Annotated in this window: 16 protein-coding genes and 2 pseudogenes; all 18 read right to left on the bottom strand. The window is 69.3% G+C overall.

Annotated elements, in window-relative coordinates; all coding sequences use genetic code 11:
• A pseudogene (locus WDV06_RS29775) lies at window positions 1-320 on the bottom strand (hypothetical protein); the annotation flags it as partial.
• A gap of 357 nt (window positions 321-677) precedes the next feature.
• The gene (locus WDV06_RS29780; RefSeq protein WP_395512903.1) at window positions 678-1,061 is read right to left on the bottom strand and encodes a DUF6113 family protein; all 384 of its coding nucleotides are present in this window, start codon (window positions 1,059-1,061) and stop codon (window positions 678-680) included.
• Window positions 1,058-1,963, bottom strand: coding sequence for an N-acetyl-1-D-myo-inositol-2-amino-2-deoxy-alpha-D-glucopyranoside deacetylase (gene mshB, locus WDV06_RS29785; RefSeq protein ID WP_395512904.1), 906 nt, complete (start codon window positions 1,961-1,963; stop codon window positions 1,058-1,060). Before mshB ends, WDV06_RS29780 begins: the two co-directional genes overlap by 4 nt.
• Before the next feature lie 22 nt (window positions 1,964-1,985).
• Window positions 1,986-2,180, bottom strand: coding sequence for a hypothetical protein (locus WDV06_RS29790; RefSeq protein ID WP_042809907.1), 195 nt, complete (start codon window positions 2,178-2,180; stop codon window positions 1,986-1,988).
• A gap of 365 nt (window positions 2,181-2,545) precedes the next feature.
• Window positions 2,546-3,607 (bottom strand): ABC transporter ATP-binding protein, encoded by a 1,062-nt coding sequence (locus WDV06_RS29795; protein WP_395512905.1) that lies wholly within the window; start codon window positions 3,605-3,607, stop codon window positions 2,546-2,548.
• A complete protein-coding gene (locus WDV06_RS29800) occupies window positions 3,600-4,574 on the bottom strand; it encodes an ABC transporter ATP-binding protein (protein WP_395512906.1) in 975 nt (324 codons plus the stop codon). Before WDV06_RS29800 ends, WDV06_RS29795 begins: the two co-directional genes overlap by 8 nt.
• Window positions 4,575-4,589: 15 nt before the next feature.
• Window positions 4,590-5,591: an ABC transporter permease gene (locus tag WDV06_RS29805; RefSeq protein ID WP_395512907.1), complete on the bottom strand. Its 1,002-nt coding sequence runs from the start codon at window positions 5,589-5,591 to the stop codon at window positions 4,590-4,592.
• On the bottom strand, window positions 5,584-6,507 hold the full coding sequence (locus WDV06_RS29810) for an ABC transporter permease (RefSeq protein WP_395512908.1): 924 nt from the start codon (window positions 6,505-6,507) through the stop codon (window positions 5,584-5,586). Before WDV06_RS29810 ends, WDV06_RS29805 begins: the two co-directional genes overlap by 8 nt.
• A 34-nt stretch (window positions 6,508-6,541) precedes the next feature.
• The gene (locus tag WDV06_RS29815) at window positions 6,542-8,176 is read right to left on the bottom strand and encodes a peptide ABC transporter substrate-binding protein (RefSeq protein WP_395512909.1); all 1,635 of its coding nucleotides are present in this window, start codon (window positions 8,174-8,176) and stop codon (window positions 6,542-6,544) included.
• A 106-nt stretch (window positions 8,177-8,282) separates the two neighbouring features.
• Complete coding sequence (locus WDV06_RS29820) at window positions 8,283-9,227, bottom strand: GNAT family N-acetyltransferase (RefSeq protein ID WP_395512910.1); 945 nt, start codon at window positions 9,225-9,227, stop codon at window positions 8,283-8,285.
• Window positions 9,228-9,305: 78 nt separating this feature from the next.
• Window positions 9,306-10,931 carry a peptide ABC transporter substrate-binding protein gene (locus WDV06_RS29825; RefSeq protein WP_395512911.1) on the bottom strand — a complete coding sequence of 542 codons (1,626 nt, stop codon included), beginning with the start codon at window positions 10,929-10,931 and terminating at the stop codon, window positions 9,306-9,308.
• A gap of 230 nt (window positions 10,932-11,161) precedes the next feature.
• Window positions 11,162-12,307 (bottom strand): ABC transporter ATP-binding protein, encoded by a 1,146-nt coding sequence (locus WDV06_RS29830; protein ID WP_395512912.1) that lies wholly within the window; start codon window positions 12,305-12,307, stop codon window positions 11,162-11,164.
• Entirely contained in the window at window positions 12,300-13,355 is a 1,056-nt protein-coding gene (locus WDV06_RS29835) for an ABC transporter ATP-binding protein (protein ID WP_395512913.1), read from the bottom strand. Before WDV06_RS29835 ends, WDV06_RS29830 begins: the two co-directional genes overlap by 8 nt.
• A gap of 18 nt (window positions 13,356-13,373) precedes the next feature.
• A complete protein-coding gene (locus WDV06_RS29840; protein ID WP_395512914.1) occupies window positions 13,374-14,303 on the bottom strand; it encodes an ABC transporter permease in 930 nt (309 codons plus the stop codon).
• A 28-nt stretch (window positions 14,304-14,331) separates the two neighbouring features.
• Window positions 14,332-15,255, bottom strand: a complete 924-nt coding sequence (locus WDV06_RS29845; RefSeq protein WP_395512915.1) for an ABC transporter permease — start codon at window positions 15,253-15,255, stop codon at window positions 14,332-14,334.
• A gap of 178 nt (window positions 15,256-15,433) precedes the next feature.
• On the bottom strand, window positions 15,434-17,080 hold the full coding sequence (locus tag WDV06_RS29850) for a peptide ABC transporter substrate-binding protein (RefSeq protein ID WP_395512916.1): 1,647 nt from the start codon (window positions 17,078-17,080) through the stop codon (window positions 15,434-15,436).
• A gap of 424 nt (window positions 17,081-17,504) precedes the next feature.
• Window positions 17,505-19,409: a translational GTPase TypA gene (typA, locus tag WDV06_RS29855; protein ID WP_395512917.1), complete on the bottom strand. Its 1,905-nt coding sequence runs from the start codon at window positions 19,407-19,409 to the stop codon at window positions 17,505-17,507.
• Between the two features lie 381 nt (window positions 19,410-19,790).
• Window positions 19,791-20,479, bottom strand: a pseudogene (locus tag WDV06_RS29860) (ABC transporter family substrate-binding protein); the annotation flags it as partial.

Consider the following 20,479-nt stretch of genomic DNA (forward strand, 5'->3'; position numbering starts at 1 on the left):
GCTGCGGGGCGTACGGCGCGGGGGCGGGCGGCTGCTGCTGGACCGGGGCGCCGTAGGACGGGGCGGGCGCCGGGCCGCGAGGGCAGGGCGGCGCGCGCGGGGGCCGGGGCCTGGCCGCGCGGAGCCGGGGCCTGGCCGCGCGGAGCCGACTCGGAGTCGGCGGAACCGGCGGCGGCCTCGTCCGAGGCGTCCTTCACCGGCTTGCGGACGACCACCGGCGGGATCGGCCGGGAACCCGGGATGTTGATCCGGATCCGGGTCGTCAGGGTGGTCTCGGTCTTCGGCCCGTCGGTATCGGGCGTGGACGGGTTCGACGTCACAGGATTCTCCTCCGGGGCGGTCGCCGCGCCAGGCCGAGGCGGCAGGGACGTGGGCGCGGACTGGCCGGTTCCATACGGCGGCGTACCCGAGGGGTAGGCGGCTCCACCGTGCCCTTGGGGCCCGGGGGACGAACTGTCAGTTTCACGACTCAAGGCAGGTTCTCCCGGTTGGCTCCGCCGCCCGCGTGCCGTGCGCGGGCAGCTCGGCGGCCCGTCCACCATACTGGCCGCCGCGCGCACGCAACTGACCCCGGGGAATGAAAGGTTCCTCTTAGCCCTCCGGAGCCCCTTCTCCGAGGGCCCGTCAAACCCCCGCAACCCGTCCCCGATCGGGGGGAGCGGGAGTTCAGCGGCCCGTCAACCGCGCGTTTTCACGGCCGAAACAGGCGGTTCCACCGGACCGCGCATCGTGGCACAGATCACAGCGACCGCACTTCCGCCCAAAAGGTATGCGTACATACCCATTCCGGAGGAACCGAGCAGGAAGTCCCCTTCGGGGCGCGGGACGCCGAGGAGGACGTACGAGAGGAACCAGCCGGCCGCCGCGACACCCACGCCGAGGCCGCCGCCGAGGGCGATCCGGGCCCCGAGGAAGAGCCCGAGGAGGGCCAGTACGGCGAGCAGCAGCCCGGCCGGGAACCACAGGTCCACCACGAGCCAGCCGGCCAGTCCGGTGACCGTGCCCGCCACGAGCAGGCCCAGCAGGGCGGCGATCCGCCCGGCGGTCAGCGGTGTGCTCACGCCTCCACCCCCGCGAAGAGGTCCCGCTCCCGCTCGCCGGCCGGGGCTCCGGGCTCCCCGACGGCCAACTCGTAGTACTCGCGGGCGAACAGCGGCTGGGCCAGGTCGTTGGAGAGCGCGAAGAAGGGGCCGTCCACGGCGATCTGGGTGGCGTGCGCCCGCATGGCGGCCGCCTTGGCCTCCGCCAGCCGCCGCTCGCCCTCCGCGTCGCCGATCTCGGCGGTGATCCGCGCGTCGGCGACCACCCCGGGGACGTCGGCCGGGGTGGCGAGGCCGGGGAAGGGCAGTTCGGCGCCCAGCTCCCGCAGCCGCGCGAAGCCCTCCTCGACGACGGAGAGCGGGACCCGGTTCCAGTACACCTTCGCGATGGCGTGCGCGGCGCCCAGCTCGGGACGGTGGGCGGGGTCCGCGGCCAGCTCGGCCCCGCGCATGGCGACGCGGTGGGCCTGGATGTGGTCGGGGTGGCCGTAGCCGCCGTCCGGGTCGTAGGTGACGAGGACCTGCGGGCGCAGCTCCCGGATGACGGCGACGAGGTGGTCGGCCGCCTCGTCCACGCCCGCGGACCAGAAGGCGCCGGGGCGGGCGTTCTGCGGGGCGCCCATCATCCCCGAGTCCCGGAAGCGGCCGGCGCCGCCGAGGAAGCGGTGGTCGGTGACCCCGAGCTCCTTCATGGCGGCGGCGAGCTCGCCGACCCGGAAGGGGCCGAGGGTGTCGTCGCGGTCCGGCGCGAGGTGGGCCAGCTCGGGCGGGATGACCTCGCCCTCCTCGCCGAGGGTGCAGGTCACCAGCGCGACGTGGGCGCCCTCGGCCGCGTACTTGGCCATGGTGACGCCGTTGTTGATCGACTCGTCGTCGGGGTGCGCGTGCACGAGGAGCAGACGACGGGCGGGAAGACCGTTCATGGGGTCAGCCTACGAGCAGCACCTACAGCTTGAGGCCACTGATCATGTTCGCCACGTTCGAGGTGAGCTGGCTGAGGGTGGGAGCCACCGTGGAACTCGCCAGGTAGAACCCGAGCAGGACGCAGACGAACGCGTGCCCCGCCTTCAGTCCCGACCTCCGGACCAGAAGGAAGACGACGATCGCCAGCAGCACCACGGCCGAGATCGATAGCGCCACGGCGTTTCACCTCCACGTCGAGCGGACATCGGTACGCGTACTCGTGCTCGGCGATTCATACCCACCGTGCGCTACGGATCATAACTATCCGTACCAGCGCATCGGTCGAATTCCGGCAGCACGAGGGGCGCATCCCGCGCACACCGGGGGGCGCGGAAATGCCGGACGGGCGGTCCGCGCGCCCGTCCGTCCGGCCGCCGGGGCCCGTACGGTGGTATCCGGCCCGGCCGGCCGGGAGCGAAACTCGGGGCAGAATCGGTCAAGTCGACCTCTCTCCGGGCGGGTTGGATCCGGAGGGCCGCCCCCCGGGCGGACTATGCGGGGTGGCTGGAAATGATCGGCCTCCGGCGCCTTCCGGCCGTGCCCTACTCCTCCTTCAGCGGGGCCGGAGGGGGCGGCAGTTCGCCGTGCGCGGGGACCACCCGCCGTTCCGCGGCGAAGTGGCAGGCCGACGGATGGGCCGCGGGCCCCGAGGGGAAGACCGGGGGGACGGCCAGCGGCGGCACCTCCGTGGCGCAGCGGGATTCGGCCTTCCAGCAGCGGGTGCGGAAGCGGCAGCCCGACGGCGGGTTGGCCGGGGAGGGCACGTCCCCGGAGAGCAGGATCCGGTCCCGGTGGGCGCGGGCCTCGGGGTCGGGCACCGGCACGGCGGAGAGCAGCGCCTGGGTGTAGGGGTGGGTGGGGTGTTCGTAGATCTGGGCGTCGGTACCGGTCTCCACGATCCGGCCGAGGTACATGACCCCGACCCGGTCGGAGATGTGCCGGACGATCGAGAGGTCGTGGGCGATGAAGACGTAGGAGAGGCCGAAGTCGGCCTGGAGGCGGGCGAGGAGGTTGACCACCTGGGCCTGGACGGAGACGTCGAGGGCGGAGACCGGCTCGTCCGCGACGATGACCTCCGGCCGCAGGGCCAGGCCGCGGGCGATGCCGATGCGCTGGCGCTGGCCGCCGGAGAACTGGTGCGGGTAGCGGTTGATGTACTCCGGGTTGAGGCCGACCACGTCCAGGAGCTCCTGGACCCGGCGCCGCCGGTCGCCCCTGGGAGCCGCCTCGGGGTGGATCTCGTACGGCTCGCCGATGATGTCGCCGACCGTCATGCGCGGGTTCAGCGAGGTGTACGGGTCCTGGAAGACCATCTGGATGTTGCGGCGCACGGCCTTGAGGGCCTTGCCCGACAGTTTCGTGATGTCCTCGCCCTTGTACGAGATCGACCCGGCGGTCGGACGCTCCAGGTGGACGAGCATCCTGGCCACGGTGGACTTGCCGCAGCCGGACTCGCCGACGATGCCGAGGGTCTCGCCGGCCGCGAGGGCGAAGGAGACCCCGTCGACGGCCTTGACCGCGCCGATCTGCTTCTTGAAGAGGATGCCCTGGGTGAGGGGGTAGTGCTTGACGAGGTCGCGGACCTCCAGGAGGGGCTCAGCCACCGAGGCACTCCTTCCAGAAGAAGCAGGCGCTGGCCCGGTCCGGGGCGACCTCCGCGAGCGGCGGGACCTCGGTGCGGCAGACGGGGCGGGCCATCGGGCAGCGCGGGTTGAAGGCGCAGCCGGGCGGGATGGCCAGCAGGTTCGGGGGCAGGCCCTTGATGGCGTACAGCTCCTGGCCCTTCTGGTCCAGGCGCGGGATCGAGTCCAGCAGGCCCCGGGTGTAGGGGTGGGCGGGTGCCGTGTAGACGGCGTGGACGGGGGCGGACTCGACGATCCGGCCCGCGTACATGACGGCGATCCTGTCGGCGACGTCGGCGACGACGCCGAGGTCGTGGGTGATCAGGATCAGCCCCATGGCGAGTTCCCGCTGGAGTTCGGCGAGCAGGTCCATGACCTGGGCCTGGACGGTGACGTCGAGGGCGGTGGTGGGCTCGTCGGCGATGATCAGCGAGGGTTCCAGGGCCAGCGCCATGGCGATCATGATGCGCTGGCGCATGCCGCCGGAGAACTGGTGCGGGTAGTCCCCCACGCGCTGGCGGGCGGCGGGGATCTTCACCCGGTCCATCAGCTCGACGGCCTTGGCACGGGAGTCCTTGCGGGACATGCCGCGGTGGATCTCGAACATCTCGCCGAGCTGGGCACCGACGCTGAGGACGGGGTTGAGGGAGGAGAGGGCGTCCTGGAAGATCATCGCCATCTCGGCGCCGCGGATCCTCCTGCGCTCCTCCTCCTTCATCTTCAGCAGGTCCTTGCCCTTGAAGAGGATCTGGCCGCCCGCGATCCGGCCGGGCGGCGTTTCGAGGATCCCCATCACGGCCTGGGCCGTCACCGACTTCCCGGAGCCCGATTCGCCGAGCACGGCGAGCGTCTCCCCCTCGTCCACCGCGTAGTTCACCCCGTTGACGGCCTTGGCGACCCCGTCGCGGGTGGTGAACTCCACGTGCAGGTCGCGGACTTCGAGCAGCATCTGGCGGCTCACTCCTCAGCGCAGCTTGGGGTCGAGGGCGTCGCGCACCGCGTCGCCGAGCATGATGAAGGCGAGCACGGTCAGGCTCAGGGCCAGGGCCGGCCAGAGCAGCATGTGCGGGGCGTTGCGGATCTGGGAGGCGGCGTTGGAGATGTCGATGCCCCAGGAGACGGTCGGCGGGCGCAGGCCCACCCCGAGGAAGGACAGGGTGGCCTCCAGGGCGATGTAGGTGCCCAGGGCGATGGTGGCGACGACGATGACGGGGGCGACGGCGTTGGGCGCGACGTGTCGCAGCAGGACGCGGGCGTTGCCGGCGCCGAGGGCCCGGGCGGCCTGGACGTAGTCGTTCTGTTTGGCGGTGATCACCGAGCCGCGGGCGATGCGGGCGAGCTGGGGCCAGCCGAGGAGCACGATGAAGCCGACCACCGGCCAGACGGTGGTGCCGGTGACCACGGACAGGAAGACGAGCCCTCCGAGGATGACGGGGATCCCGAAGAAGATGTCCGCCACGCGGGAGAGCAGGGAGTCGCCCCAGCCGCCGAAGAACCCGGCGAGCCCGCCGAGGGCGGAGCCGAGCAGGGCGGCGCCGAGGGTGGCGCAGATGCCGACGGTGATGGAGGCGCGGGCCCCGTACACGGTGCGGGTGTAGACGTCGCAGCCCTGCGTGTCGTAGCCGAAGGGGTGTCCGGGAGAGGAGCCCTGCTGCGATTTGGACAGCTCGCAGTGGAGCGGGTCGCCGCTCGCGATGAGCTGCGGCCACAGGGAGATGACCACGAGGAAGAGGATGAAGAGGGAGGAGATGACGAAGACGGGGTTGCGGCGCAGCTGGTGCCAGGCGTCGGACCACAGGGAGCGGGCCCGTTCGCGGGGCGCGGAGGGGTCGGGGTCGAGCGGCTTCTCCAGGCTCTCGGCCTCGTCCAGGGCGAGGTCCATGGCACCTCCCTGCCCGGTCGGGGCGACGGCCTCGTTCTCGCCCGGTCCCACCGGGTCGTAGGGCTGTGGTTCGGGTTCAGGCATAGCGGATCCTCGGGTCCAGGACCGCGTAGAGCAGGTCGACGAGGAGGTTCGCCACGAGGAAGACGATGACGAGGATGGTCACGAAGCCCACCACGGTGGGCGAGTTGCCGCGCAGGATGCCCTGGTAGAGCTGGTAGCCGACGCCGTGGATGTTGAAGATCCGCTCGGTGACGATGGCGCCGCCCATGAGGGCGCCGATGTCGGTGCCGATGAAGGTGACCACCGGGATGAGGGAGTTGCGCAGCAGGTGGCGGCCGACGACCCGGCGGCGCGGCAGTCCCTTGGCGACGGCGGTGCGGACGTAGTCGGCCTTGGCGTTCTCGGCGATGGAGGTCCGCGAGAGGCGGGTGACGTAGGCGAGGGAGACCAGGGCGAGGACGATGCCGGGCAGGATCAGCTCGTCGAAGGGGGCGTCCGGGGAGACGGTGGGGCGCACCCAGCCCCATTTGACGCCGAAGAGGTACTGGAGCAGGTAGCCGGTGACGAAGGTGGGCACCGAGATGACGACGAGAGTGGCCACCAGCAGGGTGGTGTCGACCGTCTTGCCCCGGCGCAGTCCGCTGACCACGCCGAGGGTGATGCCGACGACGATCTCGATGAGGATCGCGACGCAGGTCAGGCGGAGGGTGACGGGGAAGGCGGTGGCCATCAGATCCGTGACCGACTGACCGTTGAAGGCCGTGCCGAAGTCGCCCTTGAAGATCTGCCCCATGTAGTGGACGTACTGCTGCCACAGGGGCCGGTCGAGGTAGAGGTCCTTGCGGATGCGGGCGGCGGTGGCGGGGTCGGGGGCCTTGTCCCCGAAGAGGGCGGCCACGGGGTCGCCGAGGGCGTAGACCATGAAGAAGATCAGGAAGGTGCTGCCGATGAACACGGGGATCATCTGGAGCAGCCGCCGGATCACGTAACGTCCCATGGATGCTCCAGGGTGTCGGGTGGGCCGGCGGGGGTCAGCTGACCTTGATCTCGTTGTAGACGGGGACGCTGAACTGGTTCAGGGCGACGTCGGAGATCCGCTCGGAGTGCCCGGCGCTGCCGTTCTGGTACCAGAGGGGGATGGCCGGCATCTGCTCGGCGAGGATCTTCTCGGCGTCCTGGAACTTCGCCACGGCCTTGGCGGTGTCGCTCTCCTGGTTCGCCTCGTCGACGAGCTTGTCGAAGTCGGGGCTGCTGAACTTGCCGTAGTTGGAGGAGGCGCCGGTGTAGTACAGCGGCTGGAGGAAGTTCTGGATGAGCGGGTAGTCGGCCTGCCAGCCGGAGCGGAAGGGACCGGTCAGTTTGTACGCGCTCTGCTGGTTGCGGAAGTCCGCGAAGGTGCCGACGGGGTTGACGGTGCAGACGGGACCCTCGCCCAGGGCGTTGTTGACGCTGTTGCAGACGGCTTCCATCCAGTCCCGGTGCGAGCCGGTGTCCACGTTCGAGGTGAGGGTCATCTTGCCGCCGGGCAGGCCGCCGCCCTCCTGGATGAGCTTCTTGGCCTCGGCGGGGTTGAACTTGCAGGCGTCGCCGCAGAGCGTGGCGTTGAAGCCGCCCTTCTCGCCGAGGGCGGGCGAGGTCCAGTCCTTGGCCGGGGTGCGGGTCTCGCGGAAGATCTGCTCGGTGATCTCGTCGCGGTTGATCGCCATGGAGATGCCGCGCCGGACCTTGTCCGCGCCCTCCTTGCTCCACTGAGGGTCGTACAGGGGGAAGGTGAGGGTCTGGATGATGAGGGCGGGCTGGTTGATGTACCGGTCGCCGAGGTCGTTCTTGACGTTCTTCAGCTGCTGGGCCGGGATGTCGTCGACGAGGTCGAGGTTGCCCGAGATCAGATCGGTGTAGGCGGTGTTGTTGTCGGTGTAGACCTTGAGGTCCACACCGCCGTTCTGCGCCGGGTCGGGGCCGGTGTAGCCGTCCCACTTGCGCAGCTTCATGCCGGTGCCCTTGGTGTACGAGTCCACCGTGTAGGGGCCGTTGCCGACGGGCTTGTCGAGCCAGCCGGAATGGTCGGTGAAGAAGGCCTTGGGCAACGGGGAGAAGGCCTGGTAGCCGAGGGTCTCGGGCCAGGTGGAGAACTTCGACTTCAGGGCGACGGTGAAGGTCTTGGAGTCCTTGACCACCAGTCCGGACATGGTCTTCGCCTTGGGCTCGCCGGAGGCGGGGTGCAGGTCCTCGTAGCCGACGATGCTGGCGAAGAAGGTGGCGTTGTTCTGTTTGTTGCGCACGTTCGCCGCGTAGTTCCACGCGTCGACGAAGGACTGGGCGGTGACCGGTTCGCCGTTGCTGAACTTCCAGCCGTCCTTCAGGGTGATGGTGAAGTTCTGGCTGTCGGTGGTCTCGATCTTCTCGGCGACCATGTTGTGGGCCTCGCCGGTCTTGGCGTCATAGCGCTTGAGGCCGCGGAAGAGCATGTCGAGGACCTTGCCGCCCTGCACCTCGTTGGTGTTGGCCGGCTCCAGGGGGTTCTGCGGGTCGCCCCAGGAGGAGCTGACGATCCCCGCCGCGCCGCCACCGCCCCCGCCGCCGTCGCTCCCGCCGCCGCAGGCCGTCGCCGCGAGGGCGACGGCCACCGCACATGCGGCCCACTGGGCGTGGGTGGCTCCGCGCATGGACTGCCTCCTAGGGGTCCCAAGACTCACTTAGGGGCTATGTCACCCTATGGAGCGGCCCTTTCACTCCGGGTTGGCCCTTTTGCACCCTCGCGTCCCCCGCCTGTCACCCCTGGGGGTGCAAGCCGAGCTCCCAGGTGTCGACGGCGTAGTGCAGGGCCATGCCGTGTGCCTCGTACAGGGCCAGGGCCCCGGTCTCGTTGAGGGTGTCCACGCCCAGGCCCAGGGTGTCGCGCCCGCGGGCGGCGTAGGCGGCGAAGCCGTGGCGCAGGAGGTGGGAGCCGATCCCGTGGCCGCGCAGGTCCTCGCGTACGCCGATGTGGCTGATCCAGCCCATGCTGGTGCGGTCGTCGCGGGTGACGAGGACGGCCGTGTCGCCCTCGGCGGGCAGGCTGGCGATCCACACCAGCGACCAGTCGAGGCGGCGGCCGTCGATGTGGTCGAGCCAGCCCTCGTACGTGCGGTGCGCGTGCCCGAAGTGGGCGGCGAACGTCTCCTCGACCAGGGCGTGGGCGCGGCGCCGGTCGGCCTCGTCGCCGGCGCAGTCGCGCAGGACCAGGCCGCCGAGCGGGGCGGGCGGCAGGTCGGCGGCGGGCGACAGGGGGCGGGTCATCACCTGGTACCGGCGCACCCCGCGGTAGCCGCGACCGGTCAGGAGGGTGAGGTCGAGGGTGGGGCGGACGTGCAGCTGGAGGCGGAGCCGGGCGCCGCGTCCGGTGCCGGAGGCCATCCGGCGGGCCCGGTCCTCCATCCGGCGCAGCAGCGCCAGCGCGGCCCGGTCGTGGCCGGGCAGGACGTAGTGGTCGCCGTCGACCAGACCCGGGCCGGAGTCGGCCCACACCAGGGCGTAGGCGACGAGCCGGCCGCCCCGGAAGGCGAGCCAGGAGTCGGTGGCCAGGTCGACGCCGGGATGGTTGAGGTCGGCCTCGACGCTGCCGAGGTCGGTCTCGGGTCTGCCGATCTCGGCGAGGTCGACGGCGTTGAGCAGGGCGCAGATGTCCTGGGCGTCCCCGGGACCGGCGGGGCGGACGGTCAGCGTGTCGTTGGCCATCCGCCCACTGTCGGCGGCCGCGGCGGACGGCCGCAACCGGCTTTGCCCGCCCCCGGGCCGGCGGGGGCGGGCCGGGTCTCAGGTGAGCTGGACGTTGGCGAGGTCCATGCGGCCCTGGGCGTCGACCTCGACGTGCGTCACGTTCTTGGAGTAGGCCGCGGCGGACATGTAGGTGAACACCGGGATGTAGGGCAGGTCCCGGATGACGATGTCGTCGGCCTTCTGGTAGAGCTTCAGGCTGTCGGCCGGGTCGGTGGAGCGGTCGGCGGCGGCGAGGGCCGCCTCGAACTCCTCGCTCTTGTAGTGGCCGAAGTTGGAGCCGTTGGCGATGGCCTCCTTGGAGAACACCGGACGCAGGTAGTCCTCGGCCGCCGGGTAGTCCATGGCCCAGCCCGTGCGGAAGGCGCCCTCGAACTTCTGGGCCTTCAGCTCGTCCAGCATGTCGCCGATCTTCGGGAAGGGCTTCGGGACGACCTCGATGCCGAGGTTCGTCTTCAGCTGGGCGGCGACGGCCTCGATCCACTCCTTGTTGTCGCTGTCGGCGTCGTAGCCGAGTTCCATCCGGTTGCCGGGGATGCCGCCGGCGCGCTGGAACAGCTCCCTGGCCTTGACCGGGTTGAAGAGCCCGGCCTCGCCCAGGGCGCCCTTGCGGTAGCCGGGCACGATGGGGCTGATGAAGTCGTCGGCCGGCTTGCGGGTGCCGTTGAAGATGCTCTTGGCGATGGTGTCGCGGTCGATCGCCATCGAGATCGCCTTGCGGATGTCCGCCTTGCCGAAGGCCTCGGGGTTGGCCTCCAGCGGGAGGCCGATGTAGCCGATGGAGGCTTCCGGCTTGTAGATGTAGCGCTCGCCGAACTCCTGGGAGACGGTGGGCAGCGCGGTGACCGGCAGCTTGTCGACTATCTGGAGCTTGCCCGCCTGCAGGTCGGCGTAGGCGGTGTCCAGGTTGTCGTAGATCTTGAAGGTGACGCCGTCGAGCTTGGCCCGGCCGTCGGTGGGGTACTTGTCGTACTTCTTGACCTTGATCTGCTTGTTGTGCTCCCACCGGCCGTCCATCTGGAACGGGCCGTTGCCGATCGGCGCCTCGCCGAACTTCTGCGGGTCCGCCTCGAAGGCCTTGGGCAGCGGGTAGAAGGCGTTGTAGCCCAGCACGGTCTTGAACTGGGAGAACGGAGCCTTCAGCGTCACGACGAAGGTCTTGCTGTCGACGATCTTGAGGCCCTTGAGCTCCTTGGCCGTGGGGGTCTTGCCCTTGCCCGGGGCCAGCTCGTCGGAGCCCTCGATCTTGGAGAAGAAGCCCATCGCCTCGGCGTTGTTCTCCTGGTTGGCGCCCCAGTTCCAGGCACGGACGAACGACTGCGCGTCGACCTTCTCGCCGTTGTGGAACGTGAAGCCGTCCTTCAGCTTGATCGTCCAGGTCTTGGAGTCCGTCGTCTCGATGGACTCGGCGACGGCGAGCTTCGGCTCGCTGGTCTTGTCGTCGTACGAGACCAGGCCGGTGAAGAGCGCGTGGAGCACCTCGGCGCCCTCGGACTCACCGGTGTTCTGGCCCACCAGCCCGTGCTGCGGCTCGCTCAGCCGCACGCTGATGTGGCCGCCCATCCGGCCGCCGGCCGCCGGGTCGTCTCCGCCGCCGCAGGCCGCCATGGCCATCGCCAGCACGACGGTGCCGGCGGCCCATTGGGCGCGCGTTGCCCTACGCATGGGAAATTGCCTCCTCAGGAGTCACTGTCGATGTGCTCGTGAGCCGACGCTCCCCACAGCGCTTGACCCGAGACGCGAGCTCGATGGGGCCATCCTCGGGGACGCCCGGACCCCTAGAACATACCTGAGCGGTCACGTTACCGACCTGGTACGGGTGCCCCGTCGGGCCCCGGGAACGCCGACCGGGCACGGCCGCGAACGGCCGTGCCCGGTGGGATGCGCGCGGGGGATCAGACGGGCAGGACCGTCTTCTCCTCGGCGAAGTGGCACGCGGACTCGTGCGCGGCCGCGGAGTCCTGGCCCTTGAAGCGCTCCGGGACCGCGAGCAGCGGGACCTCGGTGGAGCAGATGTCCTGCGCCTTCCAGCAGCGGGTGCGGAAGCGGCAGCCCGACGGCGGGTTGGCCGGGGACGGGACGTCACCGGTCAGGATGATCCGCTCGCGGCCCTCGCGGGCCGCCGGGTCCGGCACCGGCACCGCGGAGAGCAGCGCCTGGGTGTACGGGTGGGTGGGGTGGTCGTAGATCTGGGTGTCGGTGCCGATCTCGGCCATCTTGCCCAGGTACATGACGCCCACGCGGTCCGAGATGTGCCGGACGATCGAGAGGTCGTGCGCGATGAAGATGTAGGACAGGTTGAACTCGTCCTGGAGCTTCGCCATCAGGTTGATGACCTGCGCCTGCACCGACACGTCCAGTGCGGAGACCGGCTCGTCGCAGATGATGATCTCGGGCTGGAGCGCGAGGCCGCGGGCGATGCCGATGCGCTGGCGCTGACCGCCGGAGAACTGGTGCGGGTAGCGGTTGATGTACTCCGGGTTGAGGCCCACCACGTCCAGGAGCTCCTGGACCCGGCGCCGCCGGTCACCCTTCGGGGCCACCTCGGGGTGGATCTCGAAGGGCTCGCCGATGATGTCGCCGACCGTCATGCGCGGGTTCAGCGAGGTGTACGGGTCCTGGAAGACCATCTGGATGTTGCGGCGCACGGCCTTGAGGGCCTTGCCCGACAGCTTCGTGATGTCCTGGCCCTTGTAGAAGACCTCGCCGGACGTCGCCGTCTCCAGCAGCATCAGCAGCTTGGCGACGGTCGACTTGCCGCAGCCGGACTCGCCGACGATGCCGAGGGTCTCGCCCTGGTGCAGGTCGAAGGAGATCCCGTCGACCGCGCGGACGGCGCCGATCTGCTTCTTGAACAGGATGCCCTGAGTCAGCGGGAAGTGCTTGACCAGGTTGCGCACCTGCAGGATCGGCTCGCCGCGCTCGACGGGCGCCTCGATGGCGGCCACGGCCGCCGTCTCGGTCGCCGCCTCGACGACCTCGACCTCGCTGATACCGGGGGTGGCGTCCACGGCGTCATCCTTCTTGTCGAACTCAGCCATGGAGCTGCTCCTCGCGGAAGTGGCAGGCGCTGGCGCGGCCGGCCAGCTCGGTGCCGTCCTGCTCGGTCACCTGGAGCAGGGGCGGCATCTCGGTGCGGCAGATGTCCTGCGCCTTGGGGCAGCGCGGGTTGAAGGCGCAGCCCGAGGGGGCCTTGAGCAGGTTGGGCGGCAGACCCTTGATCGCGTAGAGCTCCTGGCCCTTCTGGTCCAGGCGCGGGATCGAGTCCAGCAGACCACGGGTGTACGGGTGCGCGGGGCGCTTGTACAGCTCGTGGACCGGAGCCTGCTCGACGATGCGGCCCGCGTACATCACGGCGATCTTGTCCGCGACGTCGGCGACGACGCCGAGGTCGTGGGTGATCAGGATCAGACCCATGTTGTACTCGCGCTGCAGGTCCGCCAGCAGGTCCATGACCTGGGCCTGGACCGTCACGTCGAGCGCCGTGGTGGGCTCGTCCGCGATGATCAGGTCCGGTTCCAGGGCGAGTGCCATCGCGATCATGATGCGCTGGCGCATACCGCCCGAGAACTGGTGCGGGTAGTCGTTGACCCGGCTCTTGGCCGCGGGGATCTTCACCCGGTCCATGAGCTCGATGGCCTTGACCTTGGCGTCCTTCTTCGACATGCCCTGGTGGACGCGGAACATCTCGCCCAGCTGGTTGCCGACGGAGAAGACCGGGTTCAGCGCGGACAGCGCGTCCTGGAAGATCATCGCCATCTTCGGGCCGCGCAGCTTGCGCCGCTCGTTCTCCGGCAGCTTGAGGATGTCCTCGCCGCGGAAGAGGATCTCGCCCTTGGCGACCCGCCCGGGGGGCGAGTCGAGGATGCCCATGATCGCCTGCGCGGTCACGGACTTGCCCGAGCCGGACTCGCCGAGCACGGCCAGGGTCTCGCCGGAGGAGACGCTGTAGTTCACGCCGTTGACGGCCTTGACGACGCCTTCGCGGGTGGCGAACTCGACGTGCAGGTCACGCACTTCGAGAACGGGCACCTCGGAGTCGCCGCCCCTCTGGCGGGGCACGTCTGCGGTGATGCTTGAAGCAGTCATTTCGGTGGTGCCGCCCTTCTAGCGCAGCTTCGGGTCGAGGGCGTCGCGGAGCCCGTCACCGACGAATACGAAGCCAAGGACCGTCAGCACGATCGCGATGCTGGGGTAGGTCCACAGGAAGTCCTTGACCCCCATGAAGTCCTTGGCGGCGGCGAGCATGTTGCCCCACTCCGGGACCTCGGGGCTGACGCCCACGCCCAGGAAGGACAGCGAGGCCTCGGCCACGATGGCGCCGCCGACGCTGAACGCGGCGTAGGCCATCACGGCGGCGATGGAGTTGGGGATGATGTGCCGCAGGATGATCCGGCGGGTGTCCGCGCCCAGGGCACGGGCGGCCAGCACGTAGTCGGCCTCGCGGACCGACAGGATCGAGCTGCGCAGCAGACGGGAGACCGTCGGCCAGGAGAAGACGGCCAGCGAGATGATCACCGGCATGATGCCCCGGCCCATCACGATGATGATGACGATGGCGCCGATCAGCAGCGGGAAGGCGAAGAAGACGTCGGCGATGCGCATCAGCACCGAGTCGGTGGCGCGGCCGAAGTAGCCGGCCAGTGCGCCGATGACGATGCCGATGAGGCACGCCAGGACGATCGACGCGAGGCCGATGATGACGGCGATGCGGGTGCCGTAGATGATGCGGGAGAACTGGTCGCGGCCGAGCGCGTCGGTGCCCAGCAGGTGACCGTTGCCCGGGTCCTGAAGGGTGTTGGTCAGGTCCTGGGCCAGCGGGTCCTGCGGCGCGATCAGCGGAGCGAAGATCGCGGTGAGGAACAGCAGCAGGACGAGGCCGAGGCCGACGACGGCCAGCTTGTTGGCGAGGAAGCGGTGGCGGATCTCGCCCCACTGGGTCACGCGGGCGACGGCCGGTTCGGCCTCCGCGTTCGCGCCCTGCGCCGGTGCGGTCGCGTCCCCCGCCACCGATGCGCTCTTGGTGAGCTCGGTCATGGGTAACTCCTAGAACGGGCTGCCTGGATCAGGCGAGACGGATGCGCGGGTCGAGGACCGCGTACAAGAGGTCGACGATGAGGTTCAGCAGAACGAACACGGCGACGCCGAAGCTCACCACGCCGATGATGATCGGGTTGTTCTGCTGCTGGACCGCCTGCACCAGGGCGAGCCCGATGCCGTCCCAGTTGAAGATCGCCTCGGTGATCAGGGCGCCACCGAGCAGCGAGCCGAAGGAGATACCCAGGTAGGTGACGACCGGGATGATCGAGTTGCGCATGACGTGCTTGACGAGCACGGTCCGCCGGGGCAGACCCTTGGCGACGGCCGTCTTCACGTAGTCGGCCCGCAGCACCTCAAGCATGGTGCCGCGCATGAGCCGCGCCACGAGGGCGGCGTCGAGGATCGCCAGCGTGAAGGCGGGCAGGATCAGCGACTTCATGGTCCCGTCGGAGATCAGCGGGACCCAGTCGAGCTGGACCACGAAGACCTTCTGGAGCACCATGCCGATCACGAAGGACGGGAAGCCGACGGCCATGGTGGTCAGGAGCGTGATCAACACGTCCCAGAACGAGTATCTGAACAGCGCGGCGATCAGACCCGCCAGCAGGCCGATCAGGATGTCCAGGACGATGGCGGCCAGCGCGAGCTCAGCGGTGTTCGTGAGCTTCGGCGCGAGGACCTCGGTCACCGGCCGGCGCTGGGTGTAGTCCTCACCGAGGTCACCCTGCGCGAGGTTCTTGACGAAGTTCCCGTACTGGACGGGGAGCGGATCGTTGAGGCCGTAGCGCTCGCGGAGCGCTTCGACCACGGCCGGGTCACGGGCCTTGTCACCGCCGAGCGAGCCCACAGGGTCGCCGGGGAGCACGAAAAGACAGCAGAAGAGGATAACCGTCGCACCGAAGAGAACGACAACCATCTGTCCGAGCCGCCGGATCACATACCTTCCCACGATGCCTCCTTTACATACCGAGCGTGGGGGTGGGCGGCATCATCCGATCGGGAGATTGGCCGCATCCGGGCGCGGATCGACGAGAGAGAGGGGTGCGCCCGGGACTGAGCGAAGGCCGTGGGGCCGAAGTGTGACTCCGGGCCCCACGACCTTCGCCTACCTGTTGATGAGGAGGCTCTTACTTGGCCGAGATCTCAGCGAGGTTCGGGTCCTCGAAGAAGTCCAGCTGGATGTTGTTGAACTTGTCGTTGGCCGCGAGACGGAACTGGGTGCGCTTCCACAGCGGGATGAGACCCTGCTCCTCGTCGACCGCGAGCTTCTCGGCCTCCTTGTAGACCGCGGCGCGGGCCGCCGGGTCCTTGGTGCCGCGGGCCTTGGTGATCAGCTCGTCGAACTTCGGGTTGTTGTAACGGCCGCGGTTGTCACCGGCCGCCTTGCCCGTCGCCGGGTCCTCGTTGATCGAACCGGAGTCGAGCAGCGGGTACAGGAAGTTGTCCGGGGTCGGGTAGTCCGCGCCCCAGGCCGAGCGCCACAGACCGCCGGTGCCCTTGTCCTGCTGCTGGGCCAGGGCCTCCTTGAACGGCTTGCCGTTCAGCTTGACGTCGAGGCCGAGGACGTCCTTCAGCTGCTGCGCGACGGCCTGGACCCACTCTTCGTGGCCCGCACCGGTGTTGTAGCCGAAGTCGAGGACGGTGCCCGGCTTCAGGCCGCCCTTCTCCGCGTACTGCTTGGCCTTCTCCTTGTCCTGCTTGACGCAGGAGGAGCAGACGCCGTCCTGGTAGGTGTCCGCGAAGGACGGCGGCAGGACCGAGGTGGCCGGCTTCTGCATGCCCTGGAAGACACCCTTGGCGATGGCCTCGCGGTCGATCGCGTAGGAGATCGCCTTGCGCGCGTCGGGGTTGTTCAGCGGGGCGACCTGGTTGAAGGCGACCAGGTAGTTGACACCGCTGGTGTCGGCCTCGATCCACTGCTTCTTCGGCGCGTACTTGGCCTTCGCGACCGGGAGCTGCGGCGTGGGCATGCGGGCCCAGTCGAACTGGCCCGACTGGAAGCCCTGGTACTCCAGGGTGGAGCCGTTGGCCGCGTTCAGGATCGAGATCTCGACCTTGGCGAGCTTGGCCTTCTCGAAGCCGTAGTCGTCGTTACGGACGAGGGTGATGGACTTGTTGTGCTGCCACGAACCCTCCATCTTGAAGGGGCCGTTGCCGATCGGCGCGTCGTTGTACGCCTTGTTGCTGGCGGCGCCGGCGACCTTCGGGACCGGGCTGAAGGCCTGGTGCACGGTCTTCTTGTCGAACTCGAAGTCGGCCTCGGAGAGCTCGACCTTCAGGGTGCTGGCGTCCGGAGCGGTCACACCGGCGAAGGTGGTGGCGCTGCCGCCGTTGAGCTCCTTGTAGCCGTTGACGCCCGCGAAGGGGTAGGCCACGTCGGAGGCGGAGTCCTTGGCGACCACACGGGTCCAGCCGCGGACGAAGGACTCGGCGTCGACGGGCTCGCCGTTCGAGAACTTCGTGCCCTGCTTGATCTTGAACGTCCAGGTCTTGCCGTCGTCGCTGGTCTGGACCGACTCGGCGAGTTCGGGCTTCAGCTTGCCGTCGACCGTGGCGCTGTAGAGACCCGTGAAGAGGTTGTGCGTGATGAGCGCGCCCTCGGACTCCTGCGAGTTGAAGGGGTCGATCGCGGTGGGCTCGGTGATGCCCATCCGGAACGTGCCGCCCTTGGGGCCCGCGCCGCTGTTGTCCTTGTCGCCACTGCTGCATGCCGTGGCAGCCATCGCCACGATAACCGCACCCACGACCCACTTGGCGCTCGTTGCTCCGCGCATGGGTAATAGCCTCCTCAGGAGTCACTGTCGATGATGTGGGCCCGTCATCCGCTGACACCCCTGACAGCGAAATCCGGTCCCGTCGTGTGTGCTCGTGAGTCGACGCTCCCCACAGCGTGTGACCCATTGACCCGAGCTCAATGGAGCCATCCTCAGGGACGCCCAGACCGTAAACCACACTTAAGTGGTCTCGTTTTCACAACATCACCGCATGGCGAAAACCCGAAATCCGGACAAACGGATAGGAGACAGACACGTGCGAAACGGACGGTTAGTTCATCTTCCGGAGCGTCACGGTCGGTATGCGGACACATGAGCGACACAATCCGTTTGACAAACGGCGACGGCCCCTCCCCGCACCGGACCGGTGCGGGGAGGGGCCGTCGCCGAACGTACGCGTTTCGGCCAGGAGCCTACGCGCAGACTACTTGGCCGACTTGGCGCGGGAGGCGGTGCGCGAGCGCTCCTTCTGGTCCAGGACGACCTTGCGGATGCGCACGGCCTCCGGGGTCACCTCGACGCACTCGTCGTCGCGGCAGAACTCCAGGGACTGCTCCAGGGAGAGCTTGCGCGGCGGGACGATCGCCTCGAACGTGTCGGCCGAGGAGGACCGCATGTTCGTGAGCTTCTTCTCCTTGGTGATGTTCACGTCCATGTCGTCGGAGCGCGAGTTCTCGCCGACGATCATGCCCTCGTACACCTCGGTGCCGGGGTCGGTGAACAGGACGCCGCGCTCCTGGAGGTTGGTCATCGCGAACGCGGTGACCGCACCGGCGCGGTCGGCGACCAGCGAACCGTTGTTGCGGGTCTGCAGGTTGCCGAACCACGGCTCGTGGCCCTCGTGGATGGAGTGGGCGATGCCCGTGCCGCGGGTGTTCGTCAGGAACTCCGTGCGGAAGCCGATCAGACCGCGCGACGGGACGACGAACTCCATGCGGACCCAGCCGGAGCCGTGGTTCGACATGTTGTCCATGCGGCCCTTGCGGACGCCCATGAGCTGGGTGACGGCGCCCATGTGCTCCTCGGGCACGTCGATCGTCATGCGCTCGACGGGCTCGTACGTCTTGCCGTCGACCTCCTTGGTGACGACCTGCGGCTTGCCGATGGTCAGCTCGAAGCCCTCGCGGCGCATCTGCTCGACCAGGATGGCCAGCGCGAGCTCACCGCGGCCCTGGACCTCCCAGGCGTCCGGGCGGTCGGTGTCCAGGACGCGCAGCGACACGTTGCCGATGAGCTCGCGGTCCAGACGGTCCTTGACCTGGCGGGCGGTGACCTTGCGGTCCTTGACCGCGGCCTTCGCGTCCGCGCCCTTGCCCGTGCCGCCGCGGCCGACCAGCGGGGAGGTGTTGGTGCCGATGACCATGGAGATGGCCGGCTCGTCCACCGTGATCAGCGGCAGCGCGATCGGGTTCTCCGGGTCGGCCAGGGTCTCGCCGATCATGATGTCGGGGATGCCGGCGACGGCGCAGATGTCACCGGGGCCGGCGACCTCGGCCGGCTTGCGGGTGAGCGCCTCGGTCATCATCAGTTCGGTGATGCGGACGTTGGAGACGGTGCCGTCCCGCTTGATCCACGCGACGGTCTGGCCCTTGCGCAGCTCGCCCTGCTCGACGCGGAGCAGCGCGATGCGGCCGAGGAAGTTGTCGGCGTCGAGGTTGGTGACGTGGGCCTGGAGGGGGGCCTCCTCGTCGTACACGGGGGCCGGCACGTGCTCCAGGATGGCCGAGAAGAACGGCTCCAGGTTGTCGCTGTCCGCGGGGACGGTGCCGTCCTCCGGCTTGGTCAGCGAGGCGACGCCGTCACGGCCGCAGGCGTAGACGATCGGGAACTCGATCTGGTCCTCGTCGGCGTCCAGGTCCAGGAACAGGTCGTAGGTCTCGTTGACGACCTCGTCGATCCGGGAGTCCGGGCGGTCCGTCTTGTTGATGCAGAGGATGACCGGCTTGCGCTGCTGGAGGGCCTTGCGGAGCACGAAGCGGGTCTGCGGCAGCGGACCCTCGGAGGCGTCCACCAGCAGGACGACGGCGTCCACCATCGACAGACCGCGCTCGACCTCGCCACCGAAGTCGGCGTGGCCGGGGGTGTCGATGATGTTGATCGTGATCGGGGCCCCGCCGTCCTTGGGGTGGTACTTCACCGCCGTGTTCTTGGCGAGGATCGTGATGCCCTTCTCACGCTCCAGGTCGTTCGAGTCCATCATGCGGTCGTCGAGCTGCTGGTGGGCGGCGAAGGCACCGGCCTGCTTGAGCATGGCATCGACGATGGTCGTCTTGCCATGGTCGACGTGGGCGACGATGGCGACGTTACGGATGTCGTGGCGCGTGGGCACTTCGGCGCTTCTCCCGGGATCGTGGATGGCGTCGCGTACGGCCTGGCACGCGAGCCTCTGCCGGGCGGAAACCTGCCACGGCCTTACCCCATCGTACGTCGATCGGGAGGAACCGCCTGCCGGGGGGTCTGTCAAGGGGCCGGACGACTGAGGACAACCGGGGCGTGGGTGGGGGGTCCCGGCTGTCGGTACGGCCTGTGTTCATGCGGGTCAACGGGTACCCACGACCTTGCCCGCCGGGGGATCCGGCGGGCAAGGAACTTGAGTCACTTCTGAGCTTGCTACCCGCCGGTCAACCCGACAGGCCCCGTTTTTTCACCACTTCTTCGCCGCGGCGCCTTCCGGGCCGGCTCCGGCCCCGGCCGGCACTGCTTCTTCTTCCTACTTCTTCTTCGCGTCCTTGGCCGTGGGGGGCTTCTTCCATCCGATGTCCTGGAACCGCGGCGCCCCGAGGCCGAAGGCGCCCGCGTTGGCCACGCCCGGCTTGGCGGCGACCAGCTCGGGACGCTGGTAGAGCGGGATGGAGCCGGCCGCGGCCCAGATCCGGGCGTCCGCCTTGCGCATCAGGTCGCGGGCCTTCGCCTCGTCCAGCTCGCCGGCCGCCTGGTCGAAGAGCTGGTCGATGTGGTCGGTGCCGACCCGGGTGTAGTTCTGCTCCACGAGCAGCGAGCCGTCGGCGGCCGGCTCCGGCTTGGCGAAGATCGGCCGGGCGTCGGTGGCCGGGAAGGCCGTCGCGGGCCAGGAGTACAGGGCCAGGTCGTACTGGCCCGAGGCGATGTGGTCCTTGAAGAAGCTCTCGTCCGGGACCTTGGTCGTCTCGGTGCTGATGCCGATCTTCTGGAGCGTCCGGGAGATCCGCTCCCCGACCGCGCGCAGGGCCTCCGAGCCGGGGCCGGCGGGCAGGACGAAGCGCAGGTTGAGCTGCTTGCCGTCCTTGGCGAGCATGGCGCCGGAGGTGCGGGGGGCCGTCTGCTTGGCCGGAGCCGGGGCCGGGGTGGCCCGCGCGGGCTCCTTGGCGTCCTCGCCGCCGTCCTCTCCGTCCGCCCTGGCCGCCGCGGCGGCCGCGGCCC

The sequence above is a fragment of the Streptomyces racemochromogenes genome (genome assembly GCF_044129415.1).
GTDB lineage: Bacteria > Actinomycetota > Actinomycetes > Streptomycetales > Streptomycetaceae > Streptomyces > Streptomyces racemochromogenes_A.